The 20,630-nt window shown below is 34.7% G+C and carries 20 protein-coding genes; 3 read left to right on the forward strand and 17 right to left on the reverse strand.

Annotation, left to right across the window (positions count from 1 at the left end):
* The 3 genes from ACFSR0_RS05795 to istB all read left to right on the forward strand — a co-directional run.
* Positions 1-131 (forward strand): IS3 family transposase (locus tag ACFSR0_RS05795; RefSeq protein ID WP_379981045.1); only part of this gene is annotated, 131 nt, incomplete at its 5' end.
* Between the two features lie 150 nt (positions 132-281).
* Positions 282-1,520 carry an IS21 family transposase gene (gene istA, locus ACFSR0_RS05800; protein ID WP_071358961.1) on the forward strand — a complete coding sequence of 413 codons (1,239 nt, stop codon included), beginning with the start codon at positions 282-284 and terminating at the stop codon, positions 1,518-1,520.
* Positions 1,510-2,250, forward strand: coding sequence for an IS21-like element helper ATPase IstB (gene istB, locus ACFSR0_RS05805; protein ID WP_071358962.1), 741 nt, complete (start codon positions 1,510-1,512; stop codon positions 2,248-2,250). The genes istA and istB overlap by 11 nt, the downstream gene beginning before the upstream one ends.
* Before the next feature lie 201 nt (positions 2,251-2,451).
* Here the strand turns inward: istB and ACFSR0_RS05810 are convergent, their stop codons facing one another.
* The 17 genes from ACFSR0_RS05810 to ACFSR0_RS05890 form a co-directional block, all read right to left on the reverse strand.
* Positions 2,452-3,882, reverse strand: coding sequence for a lipopolysaccharide biosynthesis protein (locus ACFSR0_RS05810; RefSeq protein WP_379980806.1), 1,431 nt, complete (start codon positions 3,880-3,882; stop codon positions 2,452-2,454).
* Positions 3,845-4,840, reverse strand: coding sequence for a polysaccharide pyruvyl transferase family protein (locus ACFSR0_RS05815; protein WP_379980808.1), 996 nt, complete (start codon positions 4,838-4,840; stop codon positions 3,845-3,847). Before ACFSR0_RS05815 ends, ACFSR0_RS05810 begins: the two co-directional genes overlap by 38 nt.
* Positions 4,837-5,958 carry a glycosyltransferase gene (locus ACFSR0_RS05820; protein ID WP_379980810.1) on the reverse strand — a complete coding sequence of 374 codons (1,122 nt, stop codon included), beginning with the start codon at positions 5,956-5,958 and terminating at the stop codon, positions 4,837-4,839. Before ACFSR0_RS05820 ends, ACFSR0_RS05815 begins: the two co-directional genes overlap by 4 nt.
* A 20-nt stretch (positions 5,959-5,978) precedes the next feature.
* A complete protein-coding gene (locus ACFSR0_RS05825) occupies positions 5,979-7,046 on the reverse strand; it encodes an EpsG family protein (RefSeq protein ID WP_379980812.1) in 1,068 nt (355 codons plus the stop codon).
* A 118-nt stretch (positions 7,047-7,164) separates the two neighbouring features.
* A complete protein-coding gene (locus tag ACFSR0_RS05830; RefSeq protein ID WP_379980814.1) occupies positions 7,165-8,262 on the reverse strand; it encodes a polysaccharide pyruvyl transferase family protein in 1,098 nt (365 codons plus the stop codon).
* Positions 8,249-9,094 (reverse strand): glycosyltransferase, encoded by an 846-nt coding sequence (locus ACFSR0_RS05835; RefSeq protein WP_379980816.1) that lies wholly within the window; start codon positions 9,092-9,094, stop codon positions 8,249-8,251. The genes ACFSR0_RS05830 and ACFSR0_RS05835 overlap by 14 nt, the downstream gene beginning before the upstream one ends.
* 1 nt (position 9,095) lies before the next feature.
* Positions 9,096-9,932 carry an NAD-dependent epimerase/dehydratase family protein gene (locus ACFSR0_RS05840; protein WP_379980818.1) on the reverse strand — a complete coding sequence of 279 codons (837 nt, stop codon included), beginning with the start codon at positions 9,930-9,932 and terminating at the stop codon, positions 9,096-9,098.
* On the reverse strand, positions 9,933-10,544 hold the full coding sequence (locus ACFSR0_RS05845; RefSeq protein ID WP_379980820.1) for a sugar transferase: 612 nt from the start codon (positions 10,542-10,544) through the stop codon (positions 9,933-9,935).
* An 11-nt stretch (positions 10,545-10,555) separates the two neighbouring features.
* Entirely contained in the window at positions 10,556-12,373 is a 1,818-nt protein-coding gene (locus ACFSR0_RS05850; RefSeq protein ID WP_379980822.1) for a polysaccharide biosynthesis protein, read from the reverse strand.
* Positions 12,374-12,387: 14 nt separating this feature from the next.
* Entirely contained in the window at positions 12,388-13,152 is a 765-nt protein-coding gene (locus ACFSR0_RS05855) for a tyrosine-protein phosphatase (protein WP_379980824.1), read from the reverse strand.
* A gap of 17 nt (positions 13,153-13,169) precedes the next feature.
* A complete protein-coding gene (locus tag ACFSR0_RS05860; protein ID WP_379980826.1) occupies positions 13,170-13,871 on the reverse strand; it encodes a CpsD/CapB family tyrosine-protein kinase in 702 nt (233 codons plus the stop codon).
* A 16-nt stretch (positions 13,872-13,887) separates the two neighbouring features.
* Positions 13,888-14,676 (reverse strand): YveK family protein, encoded by a 789-nt coding sequence (locus ACFSR0_RS05865; RefSeq protein ID WP_379980828.1) that lies wholly within the window; start codon positions 14,674-14,676, stop codon positions 13,888-13,890.
* A gap of 15 nt (positions 14,677-14,691) precedes the next feature.
* Positions 14,692-15,666 (reverse strand): LCP family glycopolymer transferase, encoded by a 975-nt coding sequence (locus tag ACFSR0_RS05870; RefSeq protein ID WP_379980830.1) that lies wholly within the window; start codon positions 15,664-15,666, stop codon positions 14,692-14,694.
* Positions 15,667-15,692: 26 nt separating this feature from the next.
* Positions 15,693-16,469: a hypothetical protein gene (locus ACFSR0_RS05875; RefSeq protein WP_379980832.1), complete on the reverse strand. Its 777-nt coding sequence runs from the start codon at positions 16,467-16,469 to the stop codon at positions 15,693-15,695.
* A gap of 433 nt (positions 16,470-16,902) precedes the next feature.
* Positions 16,903-18,093, reverse strand: coding sequence for a 3D domain-containing protein (locus tag ACFSR0_RS05880; protein WP_379980834.1), 1,191 nt, complete (start codon positions 18,091-18,093; stop codon positions 16,903-16,905).
* Between the two features lie 372 nt (positions 18,094-18,465).
* Entirely contained in the window at positions 18,466-19,524 is a 1,059-nt protein-coding gene (locus ACFSR0_RS05885; protein WP_379980836.1) for an AI-2E family transporter, read from the reverse strand.
* A gap of 397 nt (positions 19,525-19,921) precedes the next feature.
* On the reverse strand, positions 19,922-20,629 hold the full coding sequence (locus ACFSR0_RS05890) for a transaldolase (RefSeq protein ID WP_379980838.1): 708 nt from the start codon (positions 20,627-20,629) through the stop codon (positions 19,922-19,924).
* Position 20,630 lies beyond the last annotated feature (1 nt).

Below are 20,630 nucleotides of genomic sequence, written 5' to 3' on the forward strand. Positions count from 1 at the left end.
GCACAACAATCAATCAGTTTATCAATCAGGTAGATGACTATATCCATTGGTACAATAATCAACGAATTAAGTTATCTTTAGGAGGATTAAGTCCTCTTCAATATCGGAAGAAACAAGGATTTATTTGTTAAAAGGGGTCCAGAAAAACATCCGCACCCCCCCGTGTGTACTTTTATTTGTCAACGGCACCTTTAAAATGTAGGAAAACGGCAATTTAAAATTGTTGGTTTTCCTACATTTTTGTATGCTCTTCTTATCCCAAATGAAATGGAGGCTCAGGGATGAGAAAAGACATACGCGAAGGAGTGATGATCTACGTGATCAATGAAATCAAACCCAATTATGCTGCACTGGCAAAACAATACGACTGCGACTACCGAACAGTTAAGCAGGCTTACGAAGAAGCCCAAAATAAAGAATCAAAACCTGCAGAACGTAAGAAGCGCCCGAGTAAGTTAGATCCCTACAAAGAAATCATCCAAGACAAAATCAAAGACCAATGCAGTGCTTACAGTATATTCAAGTTTATTGAGCGCAAAGGTTTTGGGGGAAGTTACAGTTTAGTGAAGACCTATTGTCGCCAGTTTAAGCAGGAGAAAGTACAAAAGGCAACCATCCGAATCGAACATAGTCCCGGACTCTCTGCTCAGGTTGACTGGAAGGAAGACATGCGGCTAATCAGTAATCAGGGCGAAATTTTTGAATTCAATATCTTTTTGTACGTCTTGCCATATTCCAAGAAAAAATATATCACACTGACTTTCGACCGAAAACAGGACACACTCTTTGAGTGCCTAGATGATGCGTTTTATCAAACCGGTGGCGTTCCTAAAGAAATTTGGTTTGATAATATGAAGACAGTCGTTGACCATTCTCGTAGTCAGTTTTCCAAACCGCATTTCAATGAACATTTTTATGCCTTCAGTAAAGATGCCGGCTTCACACCAATTGCCTGTCGGCCATTTCGCCCGCAAACAAAGGGCTGTGTCGAAGCTTTAGCTAGAACCGTTGACCGCCTACGGGTCTATAATCATGAATTTTATGATGCCGTTGAGCTTTGCCATTTAGTTAATGACCTTTGCACTGAGCTAAATAACGAGATTTCTCAATCAACTGACCAAACACCAGATGACCGTTGGCGGACAAACGAAAAAGAGCACCTGCATCCATTACCAAAAAACCTTTTGAGTCCCTATTTTGAAGACTTTATTCGCCGTAAAGTCACCAAGGAAGCAATGGTCATTTTCCGTAAATGCAGATACTCTGTGGCGCCTCGGTATATCGGTAAAGAAGTCGAAATCGAACTCTCCGATAAAGAAGACCAAGTACAAATCTATTATAACGGAGAATTGATTCGGTCGCATCCACTCACGACAAAACAATTGAACTACCACGAGGAGGACTATTTCCAAATCTTGAAATCCGATGTCATGAGTCACAAAGAAGACGATGAAATAAGAGCGTATACTCGTGAAAGTCTCAAGCAATATGATCTGGTGGAGGTCGCCGATGAAGAATAGCCATTACCAAGAACTGATGACCAATTTAGAGACTCTTGGTTTGAATCATATGCGGGAATATGTTCCTAACTACATCGAAGTGGCCAATCGAGAGGAGCTTTCTTTAACGGAAGCCCTTCTCGAACTGACGCGCAGAGAAGTTGATCATCAAAATAAGCAAAAAATGAATCGTGTGGTGGCGCGCGCCCGCTTTCCCAAGCGAACCAGCCTGGAAGAGTTTGATTTTGCCTTCCAGCCAAGTATCAATAAGCGTGAAGTACTAGACTTAAAGCACATGGGCTTTGTGGAAAAGCATGAGAACTTGGTCTTTATCGGCAGTCCTGGTGTGGGCAAGACGCACCTGACGATTGCATTGGGAATTGAAGCTTGTCGTCAAGGCTATCGGACACTATTCATCACCTGTCATGAGCTGCTTTTGCGTCTGCGAACAGCCTATGAAAAAGGTACCCTAGAACGTGTCCTCAACCGCTACGCTCGCTATGACGTCTTGATTATTGATGAGATTGGCTATCTGCCAATTCAAAAACAAGAAGCTGATTTATTCTTTCAGCTTCTTGCCATGCGCTATGAACACCGCTCTACGATCATTACGACGAACATTGTCTTATCTCGTTGGGGCGAGTTGTTCCAAAGTCCTGAGATCGCCGCTGCCATTCTTGACCGCTTAGTACATCACGTCAAGGTGTTCAAGATCACAGGCAAGTCTTATCGTATGAGAGACAAGATTTAAAGTGTCGTTTGCCGACAATTACTATTGCCGAAAACCTACATTTTTATACTGCCCAAAACCTACAATTTAAAGCTGCCCTTGACATTTATTCTGCCATAAACAGACAATATCTTGATGATTCATAAAAGACCTCCAGATTTCTTGATGACTCAAGTATACCGGAAGGCCTTCTTCAAGGTAAGATACTATTCTATTAGATGCTTACCTTCCAAACAATTTAGAACGAAACCTTGGAATTGTCAATATATATATTACTAAGATCACTAGCGATATAAATGCTGACCACTTAAAAAAAGCTTCTTTATAGAAAATATATCCGATTGATTGTATATATATTGAAAAAAGTAATAAAAAAAACACTTTAAAATTAATATTTAACTTGATAATTTTTTTTGTATCAAAATATCTCATTAAAACAATTACAATATAACTAATATTAGATGTGATTATAGCTCCTAATATTCCTAAAAAAGGAATTAATAAAAATGATGAGATGATACTAATACACGCCCCTGTGACTGTAGAAATCATTATCATTTTATTGTTCATTGCAGCTGTGTAAATTGATCCAAAATATACTGAAAGACAATTGAGAACGGCCGAAACGAGTAATAGAGGTACATAAAACCAAAAATTAAAAAAATCTCCTTTTAATATAACCTTTGAAATTATAGGCATACATGTAATAATAAAACTACAAGCTAACATGATTATCACATAATAAAATTCAAAGACTTTCGAAAAAAAAATTGTTGATTCACTTTTATCAATCTCCTTAGAAGCTGAAACCTGCCATGCTTGTTGAAAAACAGCTGATAACATATTTATTATTGACGGTAATTTACTTATCGCAGAAAAGATTCCAGCTACACTCAAACCATCAAAAAAAACTAATATGTATCTAGTTGATATATTTACAAGCCACCAAGAAATTGAATTTGGTATCATAGGCAAACTATATTTCAACATTGATTTGATTAATCTCGGATCATGATGATCAAAATGAATATACTCATATAACTTTAATTTAAAAAACAAATAAGAAGCTGAAAGAAGGTGAGCTATTGAAATTGAGAAGATATAACCAGAGACTCCACTCTTAAAAATTGCAATTAGTATAATATTGAATATACCTAGTGAAAAAGCATTTATGATTCCACTAATAGCAAACTCCTTTGAAAAACCTAATCCTCTAGAGAATTGTGCAAATAACTGTCTAAAACTATACGGAACTAACATCAATAAAAATAATAAAATGCTATAGTTTTTTAGTAATAAAAATGCAAAAAAACAAATAACAAATGTGATGCTAAGTGTTTTGATTAGTACACGAATACTATTACTTAAAATTAACTCAGCAGTTGATTTTTCTTTATCAATAGAAAATCGGAATACTGATTCATATAAACACAAAGTTACAAATGGCATCACTAACTCAACACCATTATTAAGTAAATCTGCCATTCCATATTGTGATGGTAATAGATATTTAGTGTAAAGTGGCATCAAAAAAAATAGAATTAATTTTGAAAATAGATTACCAATACCAAAAATTACTGTATTAGCTCCCAAAGTTTTGAACCGTGAATCCAGGTTAATTTTTTTTAATAAACTGATTTTTCCATCTCTCAATCTCATCAACCTCAATCTTGATTTCTGTTTTCCATCCTCCATTTATAAGTTCATCTAAATCCAAAGAAGTTCTATCCCTCTCAATACAGGGTATGTTATTATTTTTCTTAATTTCTCTTGCTCTATTATCAATAGCTAAAATTATTGCTCTCTTTCCGTGCTGTAAAGCAAAAATACCTCCATGTAATCTTGATCCAATATAGTCACAATCATAATTTAGAAGAAAATCATCAAAACTATGTAAATTTGGTGGCAATATATGGATATTTGATGTATCGGTTAATTCAATTAAATAATCTAAGTCTCCTAGACTTTGAGGCCAAAAATAAATATTTTTATAATTAGATTTTATAATATTGATCATACTTTGATCCTCATTAATATTTCTAAACGAAGAATAATGTGTTAGAGTGAAAATTACAGTCGAACTTTGACTCTTCACATTGGGAATTTTTTTACATTTTTCAGGCGTAATTTCCCATAAAGTTGGACATCCAGTAACAATAGCTTGCAACCCAATTTCTTCTAGCATTTTTTTTGTTGCTTGGTCTCTAACGCTGTGGATATATTCATTAGATAAAACTTTTTTATACAATTTTCTAGTATACCAATTAGTTTTTTCAGCATTATTACCACTTCCAACACCAAATAAAATACTTTCTTTTTGAATCAAAGTGTTAAAAATGTTAATATTCCAATTTGGCATAGGGCGAAACATATTTTTATAGAGTAAATTTGTACCACAAACAAATTTTAAATCCGAATCACCGAAATTCTGTCTAAAACTCTTATTGTATAAGAGTTGAAAATGACTCAAAACATTCGTTCTTGTTGGTAATCTTAAGAGATAATCATCGGAAAACATTTTTGAAGATTCCTTGTTAATTGATCTATTTATTATCTCATCTCCAGTGTTTAATGTACCTATTGATGTGTCAAAAAATAACACTTTCTTCATTTATTATCACTCCTATATAAAAATGAATCATAGTAATCTATTAATTGATGAGCAGCATCTTTGATATCATATCCCATCATTTTTGTTTCTATGTAATTCCTATTGATATCGCTTAAATATGCTGAAATAATTTCTTCCACCCAGAAAGAAATATCATTATTTAGAGAAATATAATGGCTTTTTGAGGATAAAAATTCTTTTGATATCTCATCGCTAAAAAAACAGGGAAGACCAGATGATAAAGCTTCTACACCAATTACAGGTAAGCCTTCATAAAGTGATGGCATAACAAAAATATCAATTCCAGATAGTATAATATCAATATCATTTCTTTTTCCAGTAAAAATAACATCTTCTTCCAGATTTAATTTTTTTACTTTTTTCCTTAATGTAGAAATTTCTTCCCCATCACCTATAATAAAAAGTTTACTTGCAGGTACTTTTTTATGAACCTCATTGAAGATTTCAATCAAGAATTTTTGATTTTTTTGTCTAGATAATCTTCCAACGTTGGCCATTACTAGTTCATTTTGTAGATTGAATTCTGAACGAAATAAGCCTCTTTTCTTTTCCGAAAAATGATATTTATCTATATCTATAGCATTCTTGATTATTTTAACTTTTCCTGAATTCATAAAATCTTTTCCAAATAAAAAATTCCCAGCCTCTTCTGAGCATGCTACGAACCCACTACATTTTTTTGTTAAGTTCCTACAAAGAAATTTATTACGAAGAGAATTAATTTTCTTATCGGAAAATTTTGTTGCATGACTGTGTACCACGATATTAGTGAGTCCATATTTTTTTGCATACTTTACAATTAAGAATGCAATATTTACAGTGTGAATATGTACTATATCATATTCACACTTAACTTTCCTAAAAAGCTCATCAAGTAAACGAGATAAAGTAAGAAATCGCATTGCTTTTAAAGAAGGCAACACGTATACCTTTGATCCAAGCTTTTCTACAAAGTCATCAAAATCACCTGAAGAATTATCAGAAAATAAAAGATAATCGAATACTATATCCTCCGAAAAATTGCTTTGATAATTTTTTACTACCGAACCAATACCACCTACTGGTCTTCTACCAATCACATTCAATACTCTTATCATATTGAAACCCCAATCTATTCTTATTTATAATTCCAAAAAAATTCATATGGATAAACTCTATTCCAATCCGGTCTATAAACAATTATTACTATATAATATATAAAAAAACAGATTATTAAAATATATGTAAAAAAAAGACTCAATTTTGAATTATATCTCGAAAAATATATCGAATTAGGAAGTAAAATTATTGAATAAACTGTAAAAAAATCACTCATTCTGTCTAAAAGGCTAAATCTAAATGAAACAATCATAATAGAAATACCGATAATAAGCGCATTAAACATAATCTTATTCTCTTTATTTTTTTCATACCCATTAAAGTGTATAAACAATAAAATGACAACATTGACAAGAAGATTTAAAACTGTAGCTAATTTAGTCGTTCCATCCATATACGAAGAATTCATATAATAAAAATAAGCTGGGAAAAACTTCAAAATTATATTAAAAATTATATCAAATGAAAAGAAACAAATTAAAGTTAAAATTGAAACAAACACAATGAATCTTTTTTCAGATTTAATTCTATCTGAAAATATAAGCATAAGAAACACTAAGGCAGTTCCATGAAAAAATGAAGCTAAAACAACTACAGAAATGAAATAAAAAAAGTATTTTCCTTTAATTCCTTTAACAAGTATATTGAATCCAAAAAATAATATTACCATTGCTAAACTTTGTCTTAAAACATTCATACTTAAATCAAAGTACCTTAACATAAAAAACAAATATACACTAATCCAAGGAATGTCAGAAAACTCATGTATCAAAATCCCATACCCGATACAAATTATTGCAGCTGATACAACAAATAAAATTTGGCTATTATAAGTAAAAAACTGGATAATTTTATTATAGTATAAATAGCCACTTTCATATCTCCAAGTGAACTGTGATATTGGATTATATATTAGATTATCAAATAATAGCTTATAGTCACTAGTATCATTCCCCACATTTGTAGATCTTAATGCAGATAAAAGAAAAAAAATGAAAAAAGTAATTAGAAGATAAAAGTTATTCTTTTTATTAAAAAATATTGCTGTCGCTAAAAGATAAAAAGTAATAAAAAAAAATAAATACATAAAATCTCCTTAAATTAATTTACTTGTACATAAATTTTGCTTATTATACATAAGATTTTTTCAGTAAATAGTCATGAATATTTCATGACTATTTAGACTGGTTACACACAAAAATATTTTAAAGTTTCAATATTTTATTTTTAAAAACAGATACAATTAAATTATGATAATCGCTAATATCATTAAAATTAAAACCGTAATCCCCCATCAATTTTTCCATTTTTTCAAATTCTCTTTTAAAATCAGCTTCACTATTCACAAAAGTTACTGCGTTACTGTCCCTAATCCATTCATATTGACCAATCACTTTGTGATTATAAGTTTCTAATACTAGGCAAGGGGTCTCACATAAATATGAAAAAATCATACCATGTAGTCTATCAGTCACTATTAGACTTGAATTTGAAAAATCAGAGATTTTTTGTGTTAATACCTCTCTTCTATTAAATTTTGTAACTTCAAAATCCACCACAGTATCTGTGTAACTTACTGAATATCCCTTATTTATAAAAAATTCCTCCAAAAAGCCTGTATTTAATCGATTCTTCGATTTTTCTCTATCGTTTCTTAAGCATAATAAAACACTATTATTTTTCTTAGCGATATTTTTTTTATAACTACCCATAGAAAAAACAATATCCGGAACTAAAAAAATATTCTTTAGTCCTTCTTTTTTCATCAAAGAATATGAATATTGATCTCTTAAAAACAGATATATATTACTTCTTTCTTTAAAAGTATCTACAGTATTTTTAAGTTCTTTACGACCAATACCACTATTAGGAAAATAAACAGTTTGAGGAAAGATTATAATGGGATTATCCTTAAATGAATTGAGTATTATTCTCCTTAACAATTCCTCTCGAAAATACTCAATCCCTATATTTCCCCCACCCTTTATAGTAATAATATCTTGTTTTGTAATTATATTATTTAAATAATCAATAGCGTCAAGTGTATCATCAACACTAAATTCTAGTACTTCATACTCTTTAAAATTGTTTTCCAAAAACTGTTTGTGAGCTAAAGTCAATGCATGATCACCTAAATTTGGATAATCTGTTCCTAAAAAAATATACATTTTCGGCTTTTTTGTAGTAGGTTTAACTTGTATTTTTTTTTGTTTTTTTGTTTTCAGTGAAATTTTTATTAACTCAAGCTTTATTACTAATGGTATTTTTTTTTTTGCTACTTCAAGTACTTTATATCTCTTCATTCTCTATTTTTCTCCTCAATAAATTATCTGAAATAAACTTCATTACTTTAGTTGGTGCAATGATAAAAAAAAGTTGACTAATTAGTACGAATAAAAAATCATTAATACTACAATATCCTTTTTTTAAAAAAATAAATATAACAGCAATATAATTTAAACAATTTGTTATATCTTTTCTGCGAATATAATTGTATTTATTAGATCTAAAAAATAATCCTATGAAATTTAAATTTTCTGAATAGTAATTATTACTTAATGCATTCAGAAATAATTCTAAATCTTCTTTTCTTTTTATATCTTTATAACCTCCTAACTCAAGAATTTTACTTTTTTTATACATAACAGTGGGATGATTAAATGGACTTCTTCTTTTTGAAAATTTAACTATTTCCTCGTATGAATTTGGTACTTCACGTACACTTACTATATTTTCAGGACTATCATAAAACTCGGCTATTTGTGTGCCTAAAATAATTAATTTTTTATTTTCAGAAAATCTTTCAACCTGTAGCTTACATCTGTCAATCGTACAGATATCATCACTATCCATTCTAGCAACCAATTCATTTTTACAATGTCTCAATCCCTCGTTTAAAGCAAGACCTAACCCAACATTTTTTTTTAGGGATATAATCTTTATTAGGGGGAATTTATTTACATACCATTCTAAAACATTTTCCAATTCTAAGGTCAAAGGTCCATCCTTAACAATAATAAAATCATCAGTTTTAAATGATTGGTTTAAAATACTTTGTATACTATCACTAAGATGTTTAGGTTCTTCTTTGTAGTATACCGACATTAAAACTGAATATGAAGAGTACTTCATCATTCTATTCGTCACCTACTTTTTCATAAACTAAGTTTCCAAAAGCCTTATTTGTCATACGACCAATTTTTCCAGGTATATATCCCAACAATTTAATCATCCAGTTCATCCAAGAAAAAAGATAAATATTTCTACCATGGTCTTTAGCAATATCTCTAACCATATAACTAGTTCTCATATATTCTTTATTCTGAGGGAAAAATACGCCACCTACTTGATTACTTACCAAGTTTTTGACATACTGGCATAGAGTTTCAATATGCAATACTGAACGCTCATTTTTAATATCTGGAAAAGCGGGTAGTTTCATTGCAAACTTCACTAATTGCTGGTAATTTCCTTTGCTTTCAGGACCATAAATCATTGGCGCCCGTAAGATAGCTATGTGAAAATCTTTAGTTTCTATTAATTTTAATCCCATTTCAGCTTGTAACTTACTGTCTCCATAAAAATTAGAAGGATTTGGTCTTGTTTGAAGAGTAATCACCCGCTTTTTATTGATATTTATCTCTTCACCATATATGATAATTGAACTCATATAAATAAACTGACCACTTTTTCCAGCAAGATCAAATTTGTACTTCTTAGCAACATCAATCGCTAAGATAGAATTTACTTGATAATACATCTGCTTTGTTTTTTCACTAACCTTAGCCACATCAGCATGAGCTATTCCGGCTACATGGAATATAGCATCATACTTGGAAAAATTTTTTTCCTTCCACCCTTCTCCACGAACGCTAATTTTATCAATTTGATAATCATTGCTAAACTGTTTCATATATGATTCAAATGAATTTCCTATATAGCTATTCATACCGGTTATTAGAATATTTTTCATTTAATCATCCCCTTTTGGAAGTGATCCAGTTCCACCCTCTATTACGCCATCTTTTTTAAAAACAGATAATATTGTTCCAAAAAAGCATTTACCATCCATTACTAAACTTATATTTTGAGTGTATTTTCCATCAAACTGAGCTTTTTTATCTATTTCTAACTCATCACGTCCATTAATTTGAGCTAATCCCGTTAATCCTGGACGTATGTCATTCGCCCCATATTTATCACGTTCTTCAATTAAATCATACTGATTCCACAATGCAGGTCGAGGCCCGATTACAGCCATATCTCCCTTGAGAATATTGAATAACTGAGGTAGTTCATCTAAACTTGTCTTTCTTAAAAACTTTCCTGTCTTTGTAATAAATGCATCTGGATTTGTTAACAAGTGTGTTGGCATTTCTTTTGGTGTATCAGTTCTCATCGTTCTAAATTTATAGATATTGAATATTTTTTTATTTTTCCCCACTCGTTTTTGCTTAAAAATAATAGGTCCTTTGGAGTCTAGTTTTATAATCAATGCAACAAGTATGAGTATAGGGGAAAGAACTATTATACCTATAATTGACAAAATAAAATCCAAAAATCTTTTTAGATAGTTATTATACATTTCTTTCCTCCCTATTTACTTGAATTTTTCGCAAAATTCACAACTTCTTTAGCCAATGTCTGATCATCATTTTCTAGTAATGCATTCGCAAATACCATAACTTTTTCGAGTGTGAAGCCCTTGATGTTTCCTACAAATATCTTATCAAATACTTTCTCTTCATTTCGCTCTTTGTCTAATAGCAATTCTTCGTAAAGTTTTTCACCTGGACGTATTCCCGTTTCAATAATTTCTATGTCATCTTCTGAGTAGCCACTCAATCGTATCATGTTTTTAGCTAAATCGACTATTTTCACTGGCGTACTCATATCAAGCACAAAAATTTCTCCGCCTTTAGCCAGAGCACCAGATTGAATAACTAAGCGACTTGCTTCAGGAATTGTCATGAAATACCTTGTCATACGAAAATCAGTAACTGTTACTGGACCACCCTTTTCGATTTGCTCCCGAAAAACTGGAATAACACTTCCACGAGATCCTAAGACATTTCCAAATCGTGTAGCAGAAAACTTGGTTTTTCCTTCTTCATTCAAACCTGTCACAATCATTTCTGCAATTCGCTTGGTTGCTCCCATAACATTTGGCGGATTATTGGCTTTGTCTGTTGAAATCATAACAAAGTGCTCGACATCATACGCTTTGGCTGCCTCAGCAACATTTTTCGTTCCAAAAATATTATTCTTCACTGCTTCCCGGGGGTTATACTCCATCATTGGAACATGCTTATGCGCAGCTGCATGATATACAATGGCGGGTCGATATTTATCCATGACTTCAAAAATTTTTTTTCGATCTTGAATATCTGCAATTATTGGAATAATATCCTTTTTTCGATCTGGATACTTATTCTTTAATTCGCGATCAATTAAATAGATTGAGTTTTCACCATGTCCCAATAGTAGTATTTTTTTGGGTTGAAATTGCATTACTTGCCGACAAATTTCTGATCCAATCGAACCTCCAGCACCCGTCACAAGAATAACTTTATTGGTTATTTGCTCTTTAATAGAAGCAATATCAAGCTCTACTTCTTCTCTTCCTAATAAATCAACTACATCAATTTTTTTCAATTTTGATATATTCACATGACCAATCGCTATTTCTTCTACCGATGGCATCGTGTTTACTTTCACTTTGTAAGGTTCAATAATAGAGATGATTCGTTGCAATTCTTTTCTGGAAATGGACGGCATCGCAATCGTCACCATATCGATTTCATATTTTTTAATTATATCCGGTAATTCACAAGTTGTTCCTAGCACTTGAACATTAGATAGATACATATTTTTTTTATTAATATCATCATCAATTAATCCGACAATTTTTATGTCCCCCGCTGTTTTCGAACCAGAAAAAGAATTGAGTAAAATTCTTCCTCCTTCTCCTGCCCCGATTAACAGTGTCCGTTTCACTTTCTGAGTTTGATTAAGTGAATGTTTTTCGTTGTGCTTCTCTACTAAATATCTCCATGTTAATCTGCTTGCAATAATTAAAAAAGTAGAAAAAATAAAGATAAATGTTACTAGCCGTTTACTAAAGATACCAAAAAACACATAGATAAAAATAAGATTGACCACATATGTACAAAATGTTGCCATAAAAATAGAGATTAACTCATGCAAATTTGTAAAGCGATTAATTCTAGTAAAAATACGAAATAGCCATCCAAAAAAAAGATAGCCTGTGATAAAAAATAAAGATAACATCCAATACCATCTGGAATTAATCGTTACATATGGACTTAGAAAAGAAATCGCACAAATACTGGCAAATACAATTAATATACTATCTACTAGCATCAACGTAGCAATCTTCCAACGTCGCGTCATTCGAACACATCTCCCTAAAACAACCCAAATTTTTTCTTTCTGATTTCCGTATATAATGTAACTTCTGTTGTATCCCCATTTAGTACATCTTTTGCAACTTGTTCCATTTGATTCACGTAGTCTCTTCCAAAATCCTTTTCAATGGCTTCGAAGGCTTCTTTCAAGTAAAAATTTCGTTTATGTACGCCGTGTGCATCACTGGCTACCATTTGGACGAGCCGATGCTCAACCATTTGTTTGGCGGTCTTCTGAATATTTTTTCCAAATACTCCGACATAACTAGGTGCAGTCAATTGCGTCAAGCATCCCATTTCTAAGAACGGTATCAGCCGGTTGGGATCCTCTCGGAACTTGGCATTTCGTTCAGGGTGGACAATGATTGGTACATGTCCTCTGGCTCGTAAGTCAAAGAGGAGTTGCTCAGTATACGCTGGTACATCCATCGTTGGAAATTCAATTAACAAATAGGTGTTTGCCACATCGGCAAACAGAATCCGGTTTTGTTCAATTTCTTCTAGTAAATCGCCTGTGATACGGACTTCTTGCCCCTCAAATAGCGTAAGTGGCAAGTTTCGTTTGTCTAACTCAGCTTGCAAGTTTGTCACCTGGTGGATAACAAATTCTTTGGGATTGACATACTTGCCGTTGTTATGATGAGGCGTACAAAGGATATGCGTGATGCCTTGACTGATGGCTTTTTCAGCCATCGCCAAGCTCGCATCGATATCTTCAGCGCCATCATCAATGTCTGGTAGGATATGGCAATGCAAATCAAGCATTTTGCATTCCTCCTTTATTAGTTGCCGTAGTAGTAATAGTAGCCTTGGTCTTTGTCTGTGCTTACACCGTTATAGATGACCCCTAAAATATTGGCGTGCACCATCTGTAACAACTCTTTAGCCTTCAATGCTTCATCTTTGCGACTAATATTTTCCCTTAAAATTAAGATTGTTCCATCTGCTTTGGATGCCATAATTTGGGCATCCGTAACTGCAACAATGGGAGGCATATCAAATATCACCAAGTCATAGGCACTTTTCAACTCTTCGATTACTTGCAACATGCGTGGTGAGCCAAGTAATTCAGAAGGATTAGGTGGTTTTGGGCCACTTGTTAATACAAATAAATTGGGCACCGTCGTACGTTGAATGACATTTTCCCCTGTGGCAGATGTGCTTAATACATTGCTGAGTCCACTTGCATTTGCTAAACCAAACGTTTTATGAACCGTTGCTTTACGCATGTCGGCATCCACTAAGAGTACTCGTTGACCGGCTTGCGCAAAAACAGCTGCCAGATTGGCTGCACTGGTTGACTTTCCTTCACTTGGTCCGGGAGATGTCACCACCAAAACTTTGATTTTTTGGTTACCGGCTGTTGCAAACTGGATGTTGGTACGAATCGTTCGGTATTGTTCTGAGATAGGCGAGGCAGGATTGGTCATGGTAATCAAATTAACTGCATGCGTCTGTCCATTCATTTTTGGTTTTTTTGCCATATTCTTTGCTTCCTCCCTACACGCGACTACGACGACGTGGTGTAGTTGTCGTTTCGTCTGGTTGTCCTTGTTGATTTTCTCGTTGCATTGCTTTGGTTGGCTTCAAATCTTTGGCCGTCATTTCAGGTACAGATCCTAAGAGCGTAAATCCTAATGTATCGGTAATAAACTTTTGATCCTTTACTGTCCGATCCAATAATTCTAAGAGAAAAGCTAACCCTACACCGACCATTAATCCTAAAACAAGCCCGATGGCAAGGTTTAGTTTGTTATTTGGTGAGACAGGACTTGTACTGGCTGTCGCTTTGGAGATGATGGTCACTTTATCGACATTATTCAAAACATCTTTTAAGGTGTCTTGAAAGACTTCCGCGGCCGTATTGGCGATATGTTGGGCATCAACTGCTTTGTCACTTGTTGCCGCAATCGAAAACATTTGTGAGTTTTGCGATTGGGTTACTTCTAGATTGGCTTTGATAGCTGCAGCAGTCATATCCATATCATAGTTGGCTTTCAAGCGGTTGTGTACTTCTGTCGATAAGGCATCGCCTTCTTTGATAATATCTTTGTAGGTGTTCAACATTTGTAGGTTATAGTTCACATCATTTAGATTGCTATTGCTTGCGGCATTATCATTTTGTGGCAACGTCACAATCAATTGTGCACGCGAGCTGTAGCTAGGAGTAATAATGAAAAATGTTACCACCGCAGCTACGGCCAATCCAGCGAACATGCTAATCAAAATGGTGCTGAAATGTTTCCGTAGCAAATCGAATATTTCTTTTAAACTAATTGTCTCTTCCATCTCTTCTCCACTTTCCTATTTGTTTATCTCTAGTTCGGTTTTTAATTGGTCTTGTAAGGCTTTGAGATCTTCTTCGCTTACGCGTTGGTAAGAAACGCCATCTTGCATAAAGCCAGTTCCCTTTAATTGTTGAGTATCAATATTTTTAAACGCATCGCGGTAATCCAACGCAATTTGCTTCATTTGATCGAAGGTTAAATCCGTCAATACGTTGTCTTCCATTGCATCAAGTAATGCTTTGTATTGTGTGACACCGTCTAGAGAAAGCACTTTTTTGGCAATCGCGGTAACGACTTCTCGTTGGCGTCGTTGACGGCCATAGTCGCCTTCCGGATCATCGTATCTCATTCGTAAATAACCTAAAGCCTTCATCCCCTCAAGGTGAATTTTCCCAATGTCATAGGTGTAGGTTTTTCCGTCTTGTTCATAATCAAATTTCAACGTATTGTTCACATCCACGCCCCCAACAGCATCGACCAATTGTTGGATGCCTTCCATATTAATCACAATGTAGTGATCAATCGGAATATCCAGTAAATTGGAGACCGTATCCATCGACATTCCGGCCCCGCCAAATGCATAGGCATGGTTGATTTTATCTTCGGTACCATGTCCAACAATCGTTGCATAGGTATCGCGTTCCAAGCTGACCAAGGTGGTTTTTTTATCATTTGGATTCACCGTTGCCACCATCATTGAATCGGAACGTCCTTTGTAGGTTCGACCTAACGCACCTGTATCAACCCCTAGCATCAAGACACTAAATGGTTCTTTTTTACTTAAATCGACTTCTGCTTCTCGTCCGGCACTCGTTTTGGTGCGTTCCACTTTCGCATAGGTTGCATCTGCCGATTTCGCTACATCGTGGTAGAGTTTTGCAAAAACGATTCCTCCAGCAATAACTAAAATCAAAACAAGCGAAAAGACAATAATCAAAATCTTTTTCCAAATACTACTTTTTTGATATTTTTTCTTTCTTTTTTCAGCCATGTCTCTTCCTCAACTTTCCAATTAAACTATTGTGCAGGCATTCCAAAGCCCATTTGATCATTGATTGCATTTAAGGTTTGCACAAAAGTTTGACGAATGGTCTGGTTTTTGACCGCATCAATGGCAGTTACCAACGTCGTATATTCTTCTAAGGTGGCGGCATCGGTTACTGTTCCATTTTGGTACATCTTATCAATGGACGTTTGGATATTCTGTATCGTCGTTTGTTGATTGATTGCTTCGGTCAGGTACTGATTCGCAAGGGTTTGCCAAGCATCTGCTTTGATCAATGAAACTTGATCTTTCAAGTTACTAATGTCTAGTGCTTTGATGTTTTCATTTATGACTTCATCTCCACTAAACGTTGTCCAATTGAGTTCATTTTCAAAAAGCTGGTTAATCTTCGTTTGCAGCGTGAGCTTTTGTTTTGTTGTTTGTAGCTCGGAAGACAATCCTTCTTTTTCTTTATTTAATGCTTTCATTCCCTTAGGCAATTGTGAGTCACTTATACCAAATGATTCTGCCGAGGTTTGAATGCTCCCCAACGAATTAGTTAATGACTCCACCGTTTCTTTCGTTGTTGTTGCTGCTAAAATACCCGTTGAAGAATCTTGATAAAGAGCAGCTACCTTCCCTTTCAATTCTTGCAACTTTTTTTTTTGAGTGGTTACAGCTGTCTTCGCATAGGTCACTTGTTGAGCTGCTTGCTCTCTTTTCGTATGGAAATAGCCTGCACCGCAAATGGCAACTGCACCCGCAGCAACCACAATGACACTTAAATTTTTCATAAACGATTTCGCCATTGAAACGGTTGTCCTCCTAAATTCACTTTTAGTTATCAATTTTTCTATTAATTTGCCTCATTCTTAAAATAAAAAACTTTGTTAATAGCTCAATGATACCGAACTGGTATAGGTTAGTCAAAGTTATTCTCATAAAAAACATAATAAAAACGGGAACAAATGGATAATTCAGCCAACATTTAAATTTCTGAATATTCAAACATTTGAATTTTCAATGTTTTTTATAAGAATTTTTATCTTTCATTAAATTAAAAAAATAAAAAATAAAATAACAATCTATTCACATTGTTATTTTATTCAAAAATCGGAAAATGGGTAACTCAAAAAAATATTTTTCTGTCAAGACAGTACAATATTTTTGAGCGTATACAGCCACTGCATCAAACAGAAAAAAAGGTTAGTCCCATAATTGGACTACCCTTTCTAGTGTTAGTTATCCTAAAATAGTTACTTTGACATTGTGACGACGGCCCCATTGTCTGCATTGTTCGACAGTGTTGAAATGCACGTCAATGATGTTGCCTTTGATTGCCCCACCGGTATCTGCGGCAATGGCAATCCCATATCCTTCGACTTGCACCATTGTTCCCAATGGAATCACACTTGTATCAACGGCAATAGCCATTGGATTTTGGCGTAAGTCTAAGCCACTGGCCGTAATGCTGTACCCTGTTTCAGCATACGAATACGCGGTTGATTCCATATAAAGCACACGGTTGGAACTGCTATTTCCTGTCGAGTTATTTGTCGACGTTTCTGTTGAAGTGTTCGTGTTGCCAGTTGCTGAATTATTTGTATTGCTTGTGCTTGTTGAGGTGTTGGTGTTGCTTTGACTGCTGCTGGTTGTCGTTGCTTGATTGGATGTTGTCGAATCTTCAGTCGCTTGTTTTGCGGCAGCTTCCTTGGCAGCTGCTTCTGCTTTGGCTGCAGCAGCTTGTTCGGCTTTTTCTTTGGCGGCCCGTTCGGCTTCGGCTTTTTGGCGTGCTTCTTCCACAGCTTTATTGGTTGCGATTTTTTGTAGAATTCCTTGCTTGTCTTTTAATTCTGTCTGAAGGGCTTGAACTTTGCTTTCCAGCGTAGCTGCCTGACTTTCCAAACTAGCTTGATTGCTTTCAAGTGCTTTTTGGGTATTTTCCGCTTGGGTCTTTAGTTCAGCTAACTGGTCTACGGCTTCATTTAAGCTATTCACGGTGGCTTTTTCTGAATTTTGCATCACAGAGATGGCATACACGCTCGTTACAAAATCTTGGAGGCTGTTGGCATTTAAGAGCATTTCCAGTTTGCTTTCTGTGGCATCGTTCATTTGCAATGCTCGCAGGCGTTTGGCCATCACCGCTTTGCGCTTTGCAATGGTCGCTTCTTTGGCGACAATGGCCTGATTGGTTTCTGCTAACTTTTGCTGGTTAGCCTCAATCTTCGCTTTTAATTGATCCACTTTTTGGTAGGTTTTATTCACATCCGTTAATGCGAGTTGGACCTCCGCACTAATGCTTTCACTTTCTCGGGTAACTTGTTGCTCCTGCTGATTTAATTCATCAAGCGATTCAGCTTGTGCTATTCCTGGTATGAAGGTACTGAATCCGATCACTGCGATTGCAGCGAGCGCAATTTGTTTTCCTTTCACGCTAGCCCCACACCTTTCCACTTTTTCATTTTTCCCATTTTTCTAAGTAATCGATTGAAATCTCCTGATTCATTATACAAGAGTTGCGTAAGTGATTGATTGCAGTTTCTTTACAGATTGTTACAAATTTTTGTTGTTTTGATGAGAAAAGAACCCAATTTGCTAAAAAACGTAACCTCACGCGATTTTCGTTGTAACAAAACCGTAACATTCAAAGTGGGATGAACGAAAAAAATTCAACCAAAATTGGGCCAGATTTGGTATGTTTAATAAGAAAAGTGGTCACTTTTCAGCGCAAAGTGGTGTCAAAGTTGTTTGACAACTCAAAATACGAAAAAATCTCCCTGCTGAACTAGCTAGGGAGTTTTTTTGTTACCGTTCTTCTTTTTTTCGAGGAAACTTGATCAGTTTTGGTGTCAGGCGTCCTGCTGGATTTTTTATCTTTAATAAGTCAAAGATAAAGGTGAAAACTGGGATGCCCATGACTAAGCCCCAAACGCCGAAGTAGTGTTCACTGAAAAGCAAGATGACGAACGTGAAGAAGATTGGAATTTCGGTCTTGCTGGACATTAACTTGGGATTCAGGAAATAAGATTCCAACAAATGAATGCCTAAGATGACCAACAAGATGATAATCACATCATTGATACCACCGGTGGAATAGGCGATAAACGACAACGGAACGGTGGAGATAATTACCCCGGCCACCGGAATCAAGCTGAGGATAAAAATCATGACAGCTAAACTGGGAATTTGCGTAAAATGCATTGCAACCAAAGCAATACACGTCAAGATGGTATTAATCAGAGCGATAAAGAGTTGGGCTTCAATCACGACGCCAAACGTGTTGGAAAATTTGATAAAAAAGTAGTGCAAATCTTGAAAAAACCAATCAAATTCGCCGTGCAAAAAGAGACGGGAAAACTCAAAGGTGCGCTTTTCTTCTATTAAAAAGAAAAAACTCAGAAGAAAGGCCATAACTGCGGCAATCGTTACTTTACCAAAACTTTGGATGTAGTCTAAGACAATCGTCAAGCGATCTTTTAAGTATTCCAATAGATTAAATTGATCAATGACTTCATGGGCCACTCGGAAAAAGCTATCCGAGTTCTTCGGGTTGTGTTGGTAGAACCGAACTAAGGAATCGACCATCATAATGGATTGATCAATCAGAAGTGGCACATACTTGGTGACAACAAGGTATAAGCCCAACACAATCAAGCCGTAAATGACGACGACTAAAATGGTTGAAGAGATAGGGATGAGCTTTTTTATTTTCTTAACCGACTTATAGGATAAAAAGGTAAAAATAAACGTCAGGAACAATAAAGTCAGCATGCTCCGTAGAGTATAGATTCCTCCGATCAGCACAAGCAACACAACAATGCGCCGTAGTTTACTATTTTCCAGAAATTCTTGGTAATACTTCATATAGGTCCCTCTTTCACTCGACAAGTTTCAGGCGGCTCTTTTCTCATGCACAGGCAATTCAAAAGATAATCTACCTAATACGTCTATCTTACTATTCTTTGCATTTTTTTCCTACAAGAGATTGAACAAACAGTTTTTTCTGGAATAGAGAAAGTGGGAGCCTAAACACAGCGTTGAGCTGGGGAAGGATCCATGATAGTTACCAACGACCATCGCTTGGTGACCATTAAAGATGATAGAGATTTACAATAAACATTTCTTGAAGAACAATATTCTGATTAAAAGCACGGCTGTTGTCTTTAGTCAGAAACGGAAGGGTTTTCCTAAGGCTGAATTAAAAAAATAACTAGAAAGATTCTTGGTACACTACCAATCTCTCTAGTTATTTTTTTACTGATTATAAAATAGTGAATCCTAAATCTTTGACATCATTATTGAACATTTTTACTGTTTCAATAGATAGTTCATTCAGATCCATATGATACATATCTAATTTATTCAGAATAGAAGGTTGCACTGTGATGATATCTACTCCCAATTGATCAGCCTGAATGATGTTAAACACTTCGCGTGTACTCGCCCATAGTAACTTAACTCCAGCTTTCTCATGACAGATTTTTACTGCTTTTTCCATTAAAGGTTCTGGATCAATTCCCGTATCAGCAATTCTACCGGCAAATACTGAAACAATGCTATCGACTCCACTGGATAGTGCATTCACTGTATCCACTACCTGGTTTTCTGTCATAATTGCAGTAATATTCAGCTTGATACCTTTCGAAGACAACTTCTTAATTAGCGGTGCAGAAGACTCCCCTTTTGTATTTGTAATAGGAATTTTTACAAAGACATTTTTGCCCAAGCTTGCAATTTTAATGGCTTCTTTTTCCATCGTATCAAAATCATCACCAAAAACTTCAAAACTAATTGGCAAATCCACAATGTTATCCAAAACTTCTTTTGCAAAAGCTACATAGTCGGTGATCCCTGCTTTTTTCATTAAAGTTGGATTCGTTGTGATTCCAGATACGATCCCCTTTTCCTTCATTTTGATCATTTCTTCTATGACGGCGCCATCCGAATATAATTCTACGTTAAAATCCATT

It is taken from the genome of Enterococcus camelliae (assembly GCF_042685105.1).
GTDB lineage: Bacteria > Bacillota > Bacilli > Lactobacillales > Enterococcaceae > Enterococcus_G > Enterococcus_G camelliae.

Bases quoted from the DNA above. Each gene is read 5' to 3' on its own strand.
- ACFSR0_RS05850 (WP_379980822.1), bottom strand. From the start codon at position 12,373: ATGACGCGACGTTGGAAGATTGCTACGTTGATGCTAGTAGATAGTATA.
- ACFSR0_RS05845 (WP_379980820.1), bottom strand. From the start codon at position 10,544: ATGTATAATAACTATCTAAAAAGATTTTTGGATTTTATTTTGTCAATT.
- ACFSR0_RS05855 (WP_379980824.1), bottom strand. From the start codon at position 13,152: ATGCTTGATTTGCATTGCCATATCCTACCAGACATTGATGATGGCGCT.
- ACFSR0_RS05890 (WP_379980838.1), bottom strand. From the start codon at position 20,629: ATGGATTTTAACGTAGAATTATATTCGGATGGCGCCGTCATAGAAGAA.
- istB (WP_071358962.1), top strand. From the start codon at position 1,510: ATGAAGAATAGCCATTACCAAGAACTGATGACCAATTTAGAGACTCTT.
- ACFSR0_RS05865 (WP_379980828.1), bottom strand. From the start codon at position 14,676: ATGGAAGAGACAATTAGTTTAAAAGAAATATTCGATTTGCTACGGAAA.
- ACFSR0_RS05830 (WP_379980814.1), bottom strand. From the start codon at position 8,262: ATGAAGAGATATAAAGTACTTGAAGTAGCAAAAAAAAAAATACCATTA.
- istA (WP_071358961.1), top strand. From the start codon at position 282: ATGAGAAAAGACATACGCGAAGGAGTGATGATCTACGTGATCAATGAA.
- ACFSR0_RS05820 (WP_379980810.1), bottom strand. From the start codon at position 5,958: ATGATAAGAGTATTGAATGTGATTGGTAGAAGACCAGTAGGTGGTATT.
- ACFSR0_RS05815 (WP_379980808.1), bottom strand. From the start codon at position 4,840: ATGAAGAAAGTGTTATTTTTTGACACATCAATAGGTACATTAAACACT.
- ACFSR0_RS05860 (WP_379980826.1), bottom strand. From the start codon at position 13,871: ATGGCAAAAAAACCAAAAATGAATGGACAGACGCATGCAGTTAATTTG.
- ACFSR0_RS05870 (WP_379980830.1), bottom strand. From the start codon at position 15,666: ATGGCTGAAAAAAGAAAGAAAAAATATCAAAAAAGTAGTATTTGGAAA.
- ACFSR0_RS05885 (WP_379980836.1), bottom strand. From the start codon at position 19,524: ATGAAGTATTACCAAGAATTTCTGGAAAATAGTAAACTACGGCGCATT.
- ACFSR0_RS05840 (WP_379980818.1), bottom strand. From the start codon at position 9,932: ATGAAAAATATTCTAATAACCGGTATGAATAGCTATATAGGAAATTCA.
- ACFSR0_RS05835 (WP_379980816.1), bottom strand. From the start codon at position 9,094: ATGATGAAGTACTCTTCATATTCAGTTTTAATGTCGGTATACTACAAA.
- ACFSR0_RS05825 (WP_379980812.1), bottom strand. From the start codon at position 7,046: ATGTATTTATTTTTTTTTATTACTTTTTATCTTTTAGCGACAGCAATA.
- ACFSR0_RS05875 (WP_379980832.1), bottom strand. From the start codon at position 16,469: ATGGCGAAATCGTTTATGAAAAATTTAAGTGTCATTGTGGTTGCTGCG.